Raw genomic sequence first — 14,797 nt, 5'->3', positions numbered from 1 at the left:
CAGTCCTCCTGGTTGTCAAACATTCCCACCATCAGGGCGTTGGTAATAATTACTCTGGGGGCTTCCGGCTTGGACGGGAAAAGGCCTACAGGATGGCCGGATTGCATCACCAGTGTCTGGTGGTCGGTCATTGTCTCAAGATATTTTTTAATTAACCTGTACTGCAGCCAGTTCTGGCAGACGCTGCCGGTCTCACCGTAAGTCACCAGCTCATAGGGATAAAGAGCCACTTCGAAGTCCAGGTTATTGTCAATCATTACCTGAAAGGCTTTCCCTTCGGGGCAGTTTCCTTTATATTCATCTATCGGCCGGGCATAGATACGGCCTTCCGGGCGAAAGCGGTAGGCGTAGACCCTGCCTCTGGTCAGCAGCTCATTTAGAAATTCCGGCGCCAGTTGTTCATGCAGTTCTTCCGGCACGTAACGCAATGCGTTTTTTAAGGCTACTTTGGTTTGTTCAGGTGTCAGGCGAAAACCCCTGTCAGGGGCTCTTCTGATGCCTGCAACGAATTCGGGCATTGTGGGGAGAACATTATCCAGCTTCACCGTCATGGCCCCCGCTATATCCTTGTTGCTCAGCATTTGCTATCTCTCCCATCGTTTAATTAATTTGCCTCGATCAACTTTACTCAGGAATATACACACCTCCTGAAAAAATACGGCTACCATTCAACCATGTAAATTAATTTTTTCTGCACCAGGGTCTGGATACCGGCATAAAGGTGGCTCGCTTCGGACATTATTCTGTCCCTCTCCGCCTTTGCCTGCTGTGCAAAGACAGGGTCCTTGATCCCTTCCAGATTTATCGCAACATTAAACATGGCGCCGGTTATGCCGCTGTAGGCCATAAGTGAGGCCACTCCGGCGTCGCTCAGCGCATTGGGGTTGCCTATAGCCACAACCTCCATACACAATACTAAAACCTGCAGGCATTCTTCGGCTACCATCAGCGGGTGGTTGGCTGCACCTTTCAGTGCTTCTTGAATTGCCGCAGCCCTTTGCTCTTTTTCAGCCTCTGTTTGTTTGGGCAGCCGGTAAGCCTGCATTACCAGGCTAAAAGCTGCGGTATCCTCATCCACATGCCGGTTTAGTTTTTCCATAAGGTCACCGGCCTGCCCCTGTATTCCCCGCATGCCTTCGTTATCTCCTTCGGTCCCGGTCAGCCGCGCCACCATGGCAACCAGCGCTGCAGCCAGTGAACCGGCCAGGGCGGAAACGCTGCCGCCACCGGGGGCGGGGGATTTTGAGGCCAGTTCAGCTAAAAAGCCTTTTACGGTCATCTCCATCAACATTTGCCAAGTCATCCTTTCTTATTGATCCAGCAGTCGTTTTTCCAACACCTGGTTAAGACTAAAGCCCTCCAGGCGCAGGTAAAAATCCGCTGCGTCAAGCAGCGCTTCCATGGGCAAAAGACCGACAATTTCACTGCCGATCACATTTACTCCGTAACGGGCGGCTTCAGTTTTAACGGTTTCAAATACCCGGTGCAGGGATACTTCCTTGTAGTTGCATACATTAATCGTAACCTGGGCGACCTGACGGTCTTCCAGCATCACTCCCAGCGCTTTAATGCTCGGGTACCCTCCGCTGCTGCCCCGGATTGATTTGGCAATAGCCTTGGCTATGGCCACGTCTGCAGTGCCGAGGTTAATGTTATACGCCACCAGGGGCGGGCGGGCCCCAACGGCAGTGGCGCCGGCGGTCGGGTGCAGGTGCGGCGGGCCGAAGTCGGGCTGCCGCTCAGGCCGGGTTATTGCTGTTTTTAGTCCTTCATATTCTCCCTTGCGCACCGCGGACAGGTTTTTCCGTTCCGGGCGGGTTGACGCAGCCTCATACAGATAAACGGGAATACCTAGTTTATACCCAATTTCCCGGCCCAGTTCCCGAGCCAGTTCCACACATTCCTCCATGGTTGATTCTCCGATGGGAATAAAGGGAATCACATCAGTGGCCCCGATACGCGGGTGCGCCCCTTGATGCTCCTCCATATTGATTAATTCCGCAGCCCTGGCGGCCGCCAGAAAGGCTGCGTTTTTGACCGGACCGGGCTCCCCCAGAAAGGTGACCACCGCCCGGTTGTGGCTGGCATCCGTTGATGCGTCAAGTACTCTGACACCTTCCACGCCCTTGATTGTATCAAGTATTTGGGCCACTACCTCAGGGCGGCGGCCTTCACTGAAATTCGGTACGCATTCCACCAGTTTAGCCATTGCATTTACCTCCTATAACAACTTGACCTGCTTTAACTACAGTTTCAACCAGGTTTGTGCCAAAACGATACATTAAATACCGGTAATCGGGAGCGTCAAACACTACCAGGTCGGCCTTTTTACCTTTTTCCAGACTGCCTACCTCCGCAGCTCGGCCGATGGCATGGGCAGAGTTGATAGTGACCGCCGAAATTACTTCGGCCGGATTCATTTTCAATTGACGGCAAGCAATACCCATAACAATTTGCATTGAATTAACCGGGCTGCTTCCGGGGTTAAAGTCACTGGCCAGGGCTACAGCTACTCCGCTATCGATCATTGCGCGGGCCGGGGCATATTTTTTGCCCATTAAGCAAAAAGTAGTAGCCGGCAGAAGTACGGCAACTGTTTTAGATTGCCCCAGCAGCCTGATACTCTTATCCGATGCCTCCATCAAGTGATCGGCAGATGTTGCTTTCAGTTCCACGGCAAGCTCTGCACCACCTAGAGACACAATTTCGTCGGCATGTATTTTTAACTTCAGCCCCAGCTTGCGTGCCTCCAGCAGGATCTGCCGGGTCTGTTCCACCGAGAAAACTCCTTCCTCGCAAAAAACATCACAGAATTCAGCCAATCCCTCCCGGGCCACCCGGGGCAACATTTCAGCCATAACCAGACGCACAAACCCGTCAGGTTCACCTTTGTATTCGGCAGGTATGGCGTGAGCACCCAGGAAAGTCGCCACCAGATCAACAGGGTGGGTAGTGTTTAATTCCTGAATTGCTTTAAGTGTCTTTATTTCATCCTCCACCGTTAAGCCATAACCGCTCTTGGCCTCGGCGGTAGTTGTTCCCTGAGCCAGCATTTGATCAAGGTATTTCCTGCCGGCTTGAACCAGTTCCTCACGACCGGCAGCCCTGGTGGCCCTAACGGTATCAAGAATACCGCCACCCCGGGCCAGTATCTCCAGGTACCCCATCCCGGCAATCTTCATTTCCAACTCGTGCTCCCTGGACCCGGCAAACACCAGGTGAGTATGAGGATCAACCAGCCCCGGTAAAACCACCTTGCCGTCGGCATTTATGATTTTGCAGGAATCATCAATTTCAAGCTGCTCTTCCACTTCGGCTGTTGGCCCTATTGCAATAATCACTCCATCACTAACAGCCACCGCGCCGTCACTGATGATTCCTATTTCCGTCAGTTCCTGGCCGCGTTTGGGGTGCACGGAATGCCCCGCCACTGTTACTAATTGACCGGCGTGGCGAACAAGCAAATCCGCTTTTTTCCCACTCATATAAAGCACATCCCTTCAGACCTAAAAAATAAAAAGGAGTAGCGCAAGAATTAACACTCTCGCCTCTACTCCCTCATACCTAATTTCTCTGAGTAGCTTATTTAACAGCTATAGCATATTAATTTTTATAAATTTTATCACGTAATCTAAATTATTGCAATGAGTATCAAGCATGCGGAGGGAACCACCGGAGCGCCAGTTAAAAGTAATGTGAAAGCTTATAAAAATAGGTAGCCTTACACAAAAAGTTTTGGTTAAACCGGATTGATACCCAAGCCGATGACTTCATGTTCAAAACCTTTGATGGGAGCCCCCATATTTCCGTACAAGGCGACTGCTATCCATTCCCCGTCCTCGTAATCACCCGGTATTCTGGGCCCCCGGACAATGCTGAACACAAGTCCGACACTTCTTAAAACATTACCCAGACCAAGCTGCCCCCGGCAGATAGCGTTATAGGCTTCAAGAACAGAGTGGTAGATGGCGTGTTCTTCCCGATAAAGAGCTTTTACCAGACCTTCTTTTTTAGCAGCGGTTTCCACGGCGGCAAATATTTTAGTTGAATCCATAGAGCCGACTTTACCTTTATATAATTTATAACCAAGATCAGCACCAATTTGATATATTTCTTTTTCATCTTCCGCAGAACTTAATGCCAGTAAAGAGGCGATTTTACCGAGCTTCATTGATCCGTTCATCTCACAAGCCTCCCCTTTTCTCAAACAAAAAAGACAAACTCAAAATTGAGCTTGCCCCCTTTTATCTAGTAACTTTAGGCAAGTTATTGCTCTTTATCATGTTCATAGTCTATTAAATCCTAGCACAAATAATTCTACACATAAGCTTAAAATCCTGGTTTTCTTGCTTAAAAAATATTTACTAAGTTAATTTGTAACCCCAGCAGCAACGAGGATGTTAAAACCCCATCTTGACCATACGCTTCAACGAGATTCCAGTTTTTCTCTCCGGGGGAAAAAACCTCTATAACTTTGGCATCCGGGTCAACAATCCAGAATTCTTTAACACCGTGGGTATAATACATCTTACTTTTCCCCACTCTGTCCCGGCTGGTAGTGGACGGTGACAGTATTTCTATCACTAAATCCGGCGCGCCTTTGATGTTATCTTCGGCAATAATATCCAAACGGCTGGCAGAAATAAAAAGTATATCGGGCTGTGGTTTTTCTGTTTCACTTAGCACGACATCAGTGGGCGCGTATAATAACTCCCCCAAATCATTTTTGTCAATAAAATTGGCCAAGATTTTATATAATCTACCGCTTATCCGCTGATGGCCGGTTTTGGGAGATGGAACCAATATCAACTCACCCCCGATTAGCTCATATTGATTGTCGTCATTGATTTTCAAGTAATCTTCATAAGTATATAGCTTGTTAGGAGTTTCTTGCATATCACCAAGTCTCCTTTTTACTTTTCTTCTAAAGCCAGCCTAATCACATTATAACCTAAATAGCTAACTATTAAAACTCAAGGTGCTCTGTGCTGTTCAGCAGTTTCAAACGGTAACGTTCCTTGTCCCGGCACAGGTCACGGCAAAGGATATTGAGGCAGGCGTAATCCTGGCAAATTTGAAAGATGTTATTTAGCGGCATACCCAGCAGATGACTGATAATAGCGCGGTTAACCCCGGCATGACCGACAAAAAGCAAATCCCCGTCAGTCCCGGCCACCAAACGATTAAACGCCGCCATAATCCGATCGCTAAAATCGGCGAAACTTTCACCGCCCGTTGGAACGTACCCGGCCAGGTTCGCACCGCGCCTGGCAAATTCAACAGGAAAATTCCGGCGTATTTCCTCAAAACTGCGCCCTTCCCATTCACCCAGGCTAATTTCCCGCAAATCAACGCTCGCCACAGGGGAAATCTGGTGCGCCAGGGCGATTATTTTTGCTGTAATAAATGACCGGTTCAGATCACTGCAGTATATCCCTGCCAGTTTGACCCCGGCCAGCCGGTCCCTCAGTTTCATGGTTTGCTCTATCCCGGTGCTTGTCAGCGGCAAGTCAACCTGCCCGATGTAACGTTTGCTTTTGCCGGTATCAATTTCACCGTGCCGCACCAGATAAATCATCATGTAATCCCGCACCCACTCTCTTTTTCCCCTCTCTGCCGCCACTCTTCAAGCCATTGGTCCAATTGAACGCCCAACTCCTGTTCCACCCGCTGCTTGATCGATTCAGCAAGGCTCCGGCGCGCCCGCACCGCTTGTTGAATTTCAGGCTCGCCGGCAAAACACTGCATCGAACGGCTAAATCTCTCCGTCAGGGTAACCGGCTTATCGCCGCGCAAAAGCTTGTCCGCCAGGTAAACCAGCTCTTTTTCACCAATCCCGGCGCCGGGCTCCAAACCATCCCCCATGTGGCAGGCTATAATTCGGGCCACCCCGGAAAACCCCATGTTGGTGATCAGTTCCGCTCCCGCCGCGGCATGGCCCGGCAAGCCCTTTGCCACGTCATGCAGCAATCCCGCTGCGGCAATCATTTCCAGCTGCAGAGCATACCCGAACTGATTCAGCTCTGAAGCCAACCCACAAGCCAGCGCCGCCACGGCCCGGCTATGAACAATCACCCCGGGCGGAGTGCCGGCCAGACGCAAAACAGCCTCGCATTCCAGCCTGTCCGGCAGATCAATGGAAGCTGCCCGCTGCAACAAGTTGCGGTAATCTTCAGGTGTATCCATATCCAATACAACTCCCCGGTCGGGCACCTCAACATTAAGGGCATCATCCTCGTGCCGGGCAAGAATCTGCCGCAAGCCGCCACCCGCTGAATAGTTTAAGATTTCGTCTTTATATCCGGATGAAATAACAGGCGGATGGCCCCGCTCACCCTCAAAACAGGGGTAAATAATCCCCGCCCGGCTCTTTTGCCGGGCATCGATCAATAATTTGATGGTTTGCGGCCTAACCAGGGGGTAATCAGCGGGCAGCAGCAAGAAAGCTTCCACCTGGGGCGGAAGACTGTTTACGCCGGCTTGTATGGAAGAAAACATGCCCTGAGCGTATCCGGCGTTAAACACCTCCTGCACCTTAAGTTCCGTCAGCGCAGGCCGCAGATCACCGGCCCGGTGGCCAACCACCACCAGCACCCGGCGTAAACCGGCGGTAAAAAATGTGTTAACAGTTCTGGCAATCACCGTGGTCTCCCCCAGCGGCAAAAGCGGCTTAAACACGTTCATGCGGGAGGAATAGCCTGCCGCCGGTACCAGCGCAGCCAGGCCGCTCATTGCACATGTTCCGCCCTGACTTTAATCAGTTCCGCCATAATGCTCACGGCAATCTCTTCCGGGGTTTCAGCGTTGATGGACAAGCCGATGGGGCTGTGCACCCGGGCCAGTTCTGAGCGGCTGAAACCTTCGTTCTCCAAAGCTTCGTAGATGGTGTCCCTTTTCCTTTTACTGCCGATCATGCCAATATAGCAAGCTTTTGCGCGCAACGCCCGGGCTAAAACCGTTTTATCATGGGCGTGGCCGCGGGTGACAATAACCACATAACTGTCCTCGTCAACGCCAAGTTCTGCAAGCTCTTGATCAAAAGACGGCAGCACCTCAACCCTGTCAGCCAGAGGAAAACGTGCTTTGTTGGCAAACTCGGCCCTGTCGTCAAGCACCACCGTAACGAAATCTACCGTTTTAGCCAATCTGGCCACCTGAAGTGATACGTGACCGGCGCCGAAAATATAGACCGTGCCGTAATCGCTGATTTGTTCCACCAGATAACTGCGCCCACCCGCCACCACAACCTGCGGATAGCGGCTATTGGCCGCACGCAGCAGTTCATCCAGCACGGCAGGCTCAAGTATAAAAGTAGCCGCCCTTCGCCCACCTTCCACCACCAGGCACTGCCGGCCGGCGAAAGCGGCAGCGTCTCCATCAGGCACGGGGCTGACCAGCACGGCCTTTCGCCTTGCTGCCACGGCGTCGCCCAGTGCACGGTAAATATCGTGCAAAATAGCTTCTTCAGCGCTGATATAATCCAGCAGCACCTTGAGATGACCGCCGCAAATCATGTCCATTTGACCGGCTATCTCACTATTCAGGTTAAACTCCCTGACCAGCGCATTTTGTGTTTTCATAACCTGGGGAGCCATTTCAATAACCCTGGCTTCCACAAGACCGCCGCCAATTGTGCCGATTATGGAGCCGTCCCTGCGAACAATCATTTTAGATCCGGCCGTGCGCGGAGTTGAACCGTAATTGGCAAGAATAGTGGCCAAAACAAAACTTTCGCCCTGTTCCAGCAAACGTAAAATATCCTGATAAATCTTAATCATCTATTATCACACTCCCGATTGGCTTAAAGCCGGTTCTCGCTTATCGATAATCGTCCTTTTGGCAGTTCCGGTCAAATAATCACCCTGCCATTCCAGCACATTCAGGTTAAATTCAATTTTTTTCCGCCGCACTCGCCTGACAACTCCGCTGTATTCAACTACACGTCTGGCCGCTTTCAACGCATCCGGCGGCGAAACCATTCGATTCGTTTTGATTTCCAACTGCAGCAGGTTTCCCGGTCCTATGACCGCCCGGAAATCCAACAGGCCCGGCAGCGCGAAAAGAGCTTCATCCAGATCCGCCATGGACAGGTATTCTCCGTGCCCCAGCATTATCCTGCCCTGCAGCCGTTCCCGCACCGGGGTCATCCTGGCCAGCACCGTTCCGCACGGGCAGGGTTCGGGGATAAACCTGGCCAGATCGCCGGTCCTGTATCTTATCAACGGCATTCCCCGCCGGGTCAGGGTGGTAAACACCACTTCCCCCGCCTCACCTTCCGGCGCGGGTGCACCGGTAACCGGATTGATGATTTCAAAGTACAAATCCGCCTCCCGCAGATGATACCCGGCCACAGCCTCACATTCCACGCCTCCGCCCAAGCCCATCTCGGTCATGCCGTAATGGTTGAAAACCCGGCAGCCCCAGGTATTCCGGAGCGTTTCTTTGATAGCGTCCGGCACATGGTCGGTGGTTAATAATACGTTTCTAGCCGGAGGCCGCTGATCGCTAAAATTACTGTCCCCGCAGCAGCGGGCCAGGGCCAGCACCTGGGTTGGCGCGCCTACTATGGCGGTAACTTTTTGCTCAAAAATCAAGCGCAAAGTGGCCGGCGCATCAAGTACCGGCCCATGCGTAATGCTTGCCGCCCCCAGCCTTTGCAGCGCCGCAGACAACAAATCGCCGACACTGCCGGGGCTCCGTCCGGGCAGGAGAATCAGCACCCGGTCGCCCGCACCCACCAGGGTGCTCATGCCATGGGCAAAAAAGTCTATAATAAGTTCCTGTTCACCGCCGGTAAAAAAAATACGCTTTGGCTCACCGCTGGTACCGGAGCTTTGCAGGGTAACCACCCGGCTGATTTCACTTTGTGATACACATACAAACCGCGCGCCCTGCCGCCGCAGGTCCCCGGCGGTGGTAAACGGCACTCTGCCCAGGTCATTAAGTGATTGTATTTCCACATCCTGCAAATGCTTGCGATAAAAGGCGCTCCTGCTGCGGGCCCAGGAGAAGGTTTCCTTTAATTTGGCCAGTTGGTATTTTTTTATTTCTTCCCTGCTAAGCCTGGTCTGTCCGTCACCCCGACCAGTATCTTTACCCCTTATTTTTTGTTTGACCCAGTCCTCCAGCGGAGTAATGCGCAATGCTATTGCCTCCCTGTTCTTTTCCTGAAAAAAGTTTTCACGTTACTTATATCTGGCGCTCCGGTGGTTCCCTCCGTGCGCTGCGCAATTTTCCTTGTAGTTCGTGATTTACTTATATATAACGCTTGCAACAGACACCCTGACGTTGCTTTACGCCCTTACGGGGTCAAGCTTTGGGGATTTGACGGGCTATTGTCCGCATCCAGTGCTCCGCTTACTCCGGAAAGCCACCGGATCACCTTCCCTACGGTGTCTTTTTTTCATCCTCTAATGGTGCCGCGACAGCGGCATGGGGTCTGTATAAAGAGCGTCCCCTTTGATCCGTCAGGTTATAGGCGCAAAAGGGGATCAGCATCCCTTCGGGACTGATCACATGAATACAGCAATCGCGCAGGCGCTCCAGGTCTAAATTCCAGGCATCCTGAAAGGCCATGCCGGAAATGGTGAAAGTATGGGTGCGCAGGCGGGCCAGAAAATTGTCCAACTCCTCCCAGCCGGGCGTGGTTTCAGCCGGAGCCGCGCTACAGGAGCAGGCCTCAGCCGGTTTGGCCCAGTGACGGGCCACAAAATCCCGGGTCTTGGCAGCGCCCAGAGCGGCTATCTGGGGTTTGCAAGAGCATTGGGCGGGATCATGCTTGGTCCAGGGAGACAGGCTGCCATCCTGCATCAGCACGAAATTGCCGTGGAAGGAGCAAAAAGCGTTTTCACAGCCCGGGGGCTCGAAATTATGCGCCTTGACCAGCCCCCGGGTCTGCATTTCAATGGCATTGATAATCTCCGGTATCGTTATTCTGTCCTTGTCCGCGGGCACACCGGGATAGCGGCCGAAGTAGCTTACCGGCTGAAAATGCACCCCGCGCACAGCCGGCGCATGTTCCACGGCAAATTTAATAATTTCACCTATCTGCTGGTCATTTACCCCCGGCACCAGCGTTGGCACCAGCACCACCCCGATATCGTCGGCGGCGCATTGTTCAATGGCCTTGATCTTCTCTTCAAGCAGCGGGCGCCCCCGCAGCGCGGCATGAACTTCATCAGTAACGCCGTCAAATTGCATAAATGCGGAAGCCAGCCCGGCTTCCTTCAGCTTAACCACAAAATTCGGGTCGCGCGCCAGCCGCAAGCCATTGGTATTAATCTGGATAAATTTAAACCCCAGCGAGACGCCCAGCGCGATTATCTCCGGCAAATCGTCCCTGAGCGTGGGCTCGCCGCCTGACAGCTGGATATTAAACGGTCCGCCCGCCGCCAATATTTTTTCATACCAACCCTTGATTACCTGAAAATCAGGATCGGGCAATTGGCTGCCGCCCGCCCCGGCAAAACAAAAGCTGCATTGCAGATTGCAGCGCTGTGTAATTTCCAGCAGAGCGGTACAGGTGTGCTGGCGGTGCGCTTCGCAAAGGCCGCAGTCAAAGGGGCATCCTTTATCGATACCGGTAAAACAAACCGGCGGCTGTGACGGTATTTTGGGCCGGACCCAGGATTCATACGCAGGCTGACCGCGCCAGACAACCGTTTCAAAATGACCGTGCTCCGGGCAGTCCTTGACCAGGAAAACATCGTTTCCCCGCTTTACCCGCCAGGCCGGGATTCTACCAAGACACCGGGGGCAAATGCTTTCGGTGACCATAACTACTTCCCCGGCAGTTGTTTCAGGGGCTCCCCCAATGGAGGCTCCGCATTTACAGATATCGTTCATTCGCGCCCACCTGCCGGATCAATCCCGTTGGCTTCTAAAATTTCCTGTATTTTATCATAAGTGGCCGCAACAATATTGCCGCATTTGACTGATACTTGTTTATGTTCCAGATCATCGCCCAAAATCTGTGCACATTCAAAGTTTCCCTGCATGTGCTCGCCAAACCACTCCACCAGTTCGTTAACCATAGATTCGAACCGGTCATGTTCCTTCTCGCCGGGTTTGCCGCGGCCGGCGTACAGCCCGAGCAAACAAACCCCGCCCACCAGGGCACCGCAGGTCTTGCCGGAAAAGCCCAGCCCCCCGGCCAGACCGTTCATGGCCCTGACCAGCTCCGGGTTGGTTTGGCCCTGCGCTTCCAAACCCATCAACATCAGCACTTGAGCACAGGAAAATCCTTGCTGGGCCAGCTCAAACATGCGAAAAACACTGTCGTTCATGGCAAACTCCTTTCCAAATTAGGGGACGGCACTTTGAGCCAGCACCAGGCAGTAGCCCGGCCTGGCGGCAGCAACCGCCTCGCTCACCCCGGCCGATTGAACTTGCCCCGCGGTTACGCAGCCCCAGAAGGCGGCCAGGGAACCATGCTCCCAGATCAGCCGGGCCGTAAATTCCTTCAGCTGCGGAGTGTGGTCTTCCCAAAGAACCGGCGTAAAGCCCCGGTCCTTTAGTTTTTCCCACAGGGCCTCCCGGGTCAGGGCGCCCGTGAAGCAGCAATGCAGCGGCAGCAGGCGCAATCCGGCCGCCCCGGCCGGATTGCGCAGGTAAACATCGCTAATCACCAGCCACCCGTCCTGTCGTAGTACCCGGTGCATTTCACCCAGGGCGCGGTCTACATCATCCATTAAAGATAACGTGCACTCGGCAAAGATACCATCCATTGCCCCATCGGCAAAAGGCAATGCTTCCCCCCGCCCCCCGACCAGGGCCAGTGACGGGTTTCTCCGCCTGCCGGCGGCCAGCAGCACCTCCGAAGGGTCCACCCCCACCGCGTCATAACCGCGATTAACCAGGTATTCCACCGTCATACCGGCGCCGCAGCCCACATCCAATATTTTGGCCCGGCCCGCCAGGCCGCAGCGGTGCAAAGCCCGCTCCGTCAGTTTCATGCCGCCCGGTCTGAGCACATCGCCGGTGGGGCCGCGGACAGCGCCCTGCTCGTAAACCCGGCACACCTCCGATGTCCGGGCGTTAATATCAAACCGTGTCCCCGGCGCCATTTACTTGTCCTCCAAGGCTTTTTCCACTTCCAGCATTTTGCCCAGGGCCAAATCTTCTGTAATCAAAACCAGCCCGCACTTTTTGCACTTTAACAGTTGAACCGGAAAGCTGCTGCCCAGATAAGAGACCGTAGCCTTGCCCGGCTCCATTGGAATGCCGCATTTAGAACATTCGAAAACATTTGCTGCTGGCGTATCTTTGCCGGCCATCCTTTTCACATCCTTAATTATTACCTTCTACTACCATCCGGTGCGAATAAGCATTGTGGACAACAAAACCGTCCCCCTGCGGAGTGTATTCCACCCAGTAAGTAACGCTTACCGGCCTGTGATAGGCCAGAATGTGACCGTTATTGCGGTTGATGACTTTATTGCCTGTCTGTTCGGCATGTTCAATCACTTTCTGGATATCTTCCAGCAGGATCAGACGTTCCTCCATAACCTCGCTCACTTCATTAGGAATACGCAATTTGATTGTTGCATAAGTTTCTTTTGCTTCTTCCACCTGATCACCCCAAACATCTTTGATCAGTTTATTTTTAAGCCTGGCTCTGTTTTCACGCCTCTGGGAGTAACCAGGCCCTTTTTTTGCCACTGAAGCGTTGTCTGCCTTGCCATAAATCAAATCCAGGAGATGGTAGGTTTTTTTGCCCCTGGCGGCAAAATTGTCCCGGCACATGGCGCAGTAGGCAACATAGTCGGCGGGACTTTCGCTGATGCGCCGTCTGATCATGTCATCTGCCAGCTTCCGGTTGGCAAACTGCACCATCCCTCCGTACCCGCAGCATTCCGTTGTCTCGCGGCTGGTGGGCAATTCTTCAATTGCGCAGCCCAGCTTGTGCAATATACTCCGGACACTGGTGTGAATCTGCCGCTCATGCCTGGTGGTGCAGGCATCATGCACGGCAACCGGCAGTAACGTTTGAGGCCTGCCGGCCCCGGGCAGCCCCAGCTGGTCGTATAATTCCCAAAGAGATACCAGTTCAATCTCGGGCAGGTATTTTTTAAACATCTGGTAGCAGGTCGAGCAGGCCAGAATCAGGCGCGGCCTGCCCATTTCTTGCCACTGGTCGATAATCTCCCGCAAACCCGCCTGGAACAGCTCGGTTCGCCCGGACCATTCCGCCGGGGCGCCGCAGCACCGCAGCATCAGGCCGACCCCGCCGGCAACCTTCTCCGTTAAATAAGCATAAGCCTTGACCACATTATCGGGCGCGGAAGCGGTCAACTGGCAACCCGGAAAGAAAAGATGGCTGCTGGTCTCGTGCCCCGGCTGGTGGCGGGTCATCACGCACAGCTCGCTGTTGCTGAAATCCATGTCGCGAATGGGGAAATCATGGGCGGAAGGCGGCATCTTTCCTTTTTTGACCATTTCCCGGCGGGCCTCCAGGCACAGCTCTCCCATGTGGAAGCTTTCCGGGCAAACTTCCTGGCAGAGGCCGCACAGACTGCAGGAATTAATCAAAGTGTTGGCCTCGTGCCGTCCCATGATCATTTTCAAGTTATGATTGATCTGGCGGACATATTGTTTAGGGTAGCTTTTAAAGTGGTCCAGGTAGGTGCAGGCCTTGACGCACTCCAGGCACTGGCACTGGAGGCAGCGTCCGGCCTCCCGGATGGCTTCCTCCCGGGTGAAACCTTGCACGGGATCACCTGCCGCAACGGCAGGCAGCGGCTCTACCCCCCGCGTGCTGGTAAAAAGCCGAGTTTGGTAAGGCCCCTCGTTCTCCCGGACAGCGGTCAGTGAAACCTGCTGCAGGTAGCGGTCGATGGATATGGCGGCCCGCCTGCCGTCGGAAAGAGACCCGATGGGAGAATACGCCGGAGCATGGCGCAGCCCGCCCCCGGCAAAAACACCTTCCCGGCCGGTGGCAAAAGTAACCGGGTCAATCCAAATCCGCCCTTCTTGATCCAACTGCAGGTCGATAGAATTCGTAGCATCCGTGGAATTTTTACCGGTGCCAAGGTAAACGGCGGCAAATTCCCGGCATAAATCCGGAAGGGAAAGCGCCTGCCCCACAGCGGTGTTAAACCTGATTTCCACGTCCAGGTCATTCAGCACAGCGGTTTCCGCCGCGATAATTTCCCTCGGCAAAACCTCCTCCGATATTTCCCAAAGGCTGCCTCCCAGGCGATCTGTGGCCTCGAAAACAACCACGGGATAACCTTTCCCGGCCAGGCTAAAGGCTGCCGTCAAGCCACTCAGCCCCCCGCCGACCACGGCCACCCGCCGGTCTTTTTTAGGCGGGGCGGTAAGCGGGACTGGCGGGGAGGAACTCAGCCGCACACAGGATTGCTCCAGGGCGGCGATGGAGATGGCGTCCCCCGCCTCACCCCGTTTGCAGGCGGCCTGGCAGGGATGGTCGCAGATACGGCCGATGATTCCGGGGAAGGGAACGTTTTTCCTGTAAATATTGAAGGCATCGTTAAACTTACCGGCCTGCATTGCCGCCACGAAACTTCTAACGTCCACATGAACGGGACAGGCCGTAGAACAGGCCGGGGGGTGCTCCTGGGTACATTTTTCTTCAAATTCAACTATTCGTCGATGATCCATATTACCCCACCCATTTCTATGTTTGATAAAACAAAAGTAACCTAAAACGAACATTTTGACGGTAGATGGTTTGTGGTTACCACCAACCACTATTAGCCAGCCGCCAAAACGTTCGTTTTAGGCAAAATCCACTTCAGTACAATATTAATCTATCAAAATTAATCTAATAAAGCTA

The 14,797-nt window shown here is 53.4% G+C and carries 14 protein-coding genes and 1 pseudogene; all 15 read right to left on the bottom strand.

Translation table 11 applies throughout. The features are described from left to right. Positions 1-581 (bottom strand): annotated as a pseudogene (locus BM056_RS06560) (urocanate hydratase); the annotation flags it as partial. Between the two features lie 80 nt (positions 582-661). Further along, a complete protein-coding gene (locus tag BM056_RS06555; protein ID WP_092469910.1) occupies positions 662-1,303 on the bottom strand; it encodes a cyclodeaminase/cyclohydrolase family protein in 642 nt (213 codons plus the stop codon). A 6-nt stretch (positions 1,304-1,309) separates the two neighbouring features. Then, complete coding sequence (gene ftcD, locus BM056_RS06550; RefSeq protein WP_092469908.1) at positions 1,310-2,209, bottom strand: glutamate formimidoyltransferase; 900 nt, start codon at positions 2,207-2,209, stop codon at positions 1,310-1,312. Continuing rightward, positions 2,202-3,485 carry an imidazolonepropionase gene (gene hutI, locus BM056_RS06545; RefSeq protein WP_092469907.1) on the bottom strand — a complete coding sequence of 428 codons (1,284 nt, stop codon included), beginning with the start codon at positions 3,483-3,485 and terminating at the stop codon, positions 2,202-2,204. Before hutI ends, ftcD begins: the two co-directional genes overlap by 8 nt. Before the next feature lie 254 nt (positions 3,486-3,739). Then, positions 3,740-4,183, bottom strand: coding sequence for a histidine utilization transcription antiterminator HutP (gene hutP, locus BM056_RS06540; RefSeq protein WP_092469905.1), 444 nt, complete (start codon positions 4,181-4,183; stop codon positions 3,740-3,742). A 167-nt stretch (positions 4,184-4,350) separates the two neighbouring features. Beyond that, entirely contained in the window at positions 4,351-4,896 is a 546-nt protein-coding gene (locus tag BM056_RS06535; protein WP_092469903.1) for a Uma2 family endonuclease, read from the bottom strand. A 70-nt stretch (positions 4,897-4,966) separates the two neighbouring features. Further along, positions 4,967-5,623, bottom strand: coding sequence for an alpha-ribazole phosphatase (cobC, locus tag BM056_RS06530; RefSeq protein ID WP_238456330.1), 657 nt, complete (start codon positions 5,621-5,623; stop codon positions 4,967-4,969). After that, the gene (locus BM056_RS06525) at positions 5,578-6,732 is read right to left on the bottom strand and encodes a DVU_1551 family NTP transferase (RefSeq protein WP_092469899.1); all 1,155 of its coding nucleotides are present in this window, start codon (positions 6,730-6,732) and stop codon (positions 5,578-5,580) included. Before BM056_RS06525 ends, cobC begins: the two co-directional genes overlap by 46 nt. Beyond that, the gene (locus BM056_RS06520) at positions 6,729-7,778 is read right to left on the bottom strand and encodes an XdhC family aldehyde oxidoreductase maturation factor (protein ID WP_092469897.1); all 1,050 of its coding nucleotides are present in this window, start codon (positions 7,776-7,778) and stop codon (positions 6,729-6,731) included. Before BM056_RS06520 ends, BM056_RS06525 begins: the two co-directional genes overlap by 4 nt. 6 nt (positions 7,779-7,784) lie before the next feature. After that, positions 7,785-9,143 carry a DVU_1553 family AMP-dependent CoA ligase gene (locus BM056_RS06515; protein WP_092469895.1) on the bottom strand — a complete coding sequence of 453 codons (1,359 nt, stop codon included), beginning with the start codon at positions 9,141-9,143 and terminating at the stop codon, positions 7,785-7,787. Positions 9,144-9,387: 244 nt separating this feature from the next. Continuing rightward, the gene (gene trsS / locus BM056_RS06510; protein WP_207648151.1) at positions 9,388-10,776 is read right to left on the bottom strand and encodes a radical SAM (seleno)protein TrsS; all 1,389 of its coding nucleotides are present in this window, start codon (positions 10,774-10,776) and stop codon (positions 9,388-9,390) included. 65 nt (positions 10,777-10,841) lie between these two features. Beyond that, positions 10,842-11,285, bottom strand: a complete 444-nt coding sequence (locus BM056_RS06505) for a DVU_1555 family C-GCAxxG-C-C protein (protein ID WP_092469891.1) — start codon at positions 11,283-11,285, stop codon at positions 10,842-10,844. Positions 11,286-11,303: 18 nt separating this feature from the next. Further along, complete coding sequence (trsM, locus tag BM056_RS06500) at positions 11,304-12,065, bottom strand: DVU_1556 family methyltransferase (protein ID WP_092469889.1); 762 nt, start codon at positions 12,063-12,065, stop codon at positions 11,304-11,306. Continuing rightward, the gene (locus BM056_RS06495) at positions 12,066-12,275 is read right to left on the bottom strand and encodes a DVU_1557 family redox protein (RefSeq protein WP_092469887.1); all 210 of its coding nucleotides are present in this window, start codon (positions 12,273-12,275) and stop codon (positions 12,066-12,068) included. It lies immediately after the preceding gene. A 13-nt stretch (positions 12,276-12,288) separates the two neighbouring features. After that, complete coding sequence (locus BM056_RS06490; RefSeq protein WP_092469885.1) at positions 12,289-14,622, bottom strand: pyridine nucleotide-disulfide oxidoreductase/dicluster-binding protein; 2,334 nt, start codon at positions 14,620-14,622, stop codon at positions 12,289-12,291. Positions 14,623-14,797: the final 175 nt, after the last annotated feature.

The sequence above is a fragment of the Desulfotruncus arcticus DSM 17038 genome, assembly GCF_900113335.1.
Taxonomy (GTDB): domain Bacteria; phylum Bacillota; class Desulfotomaculia; order Desulfotomaculales; family Desulfallaceae; genus Desulfotruncus; species Desulfotruncus arcticus.
The sequence above is the reverse complement of the archived record's forward strand: the minus strand, read 5'-3'. Positions and strand labels throughout refer to the sequence as shown.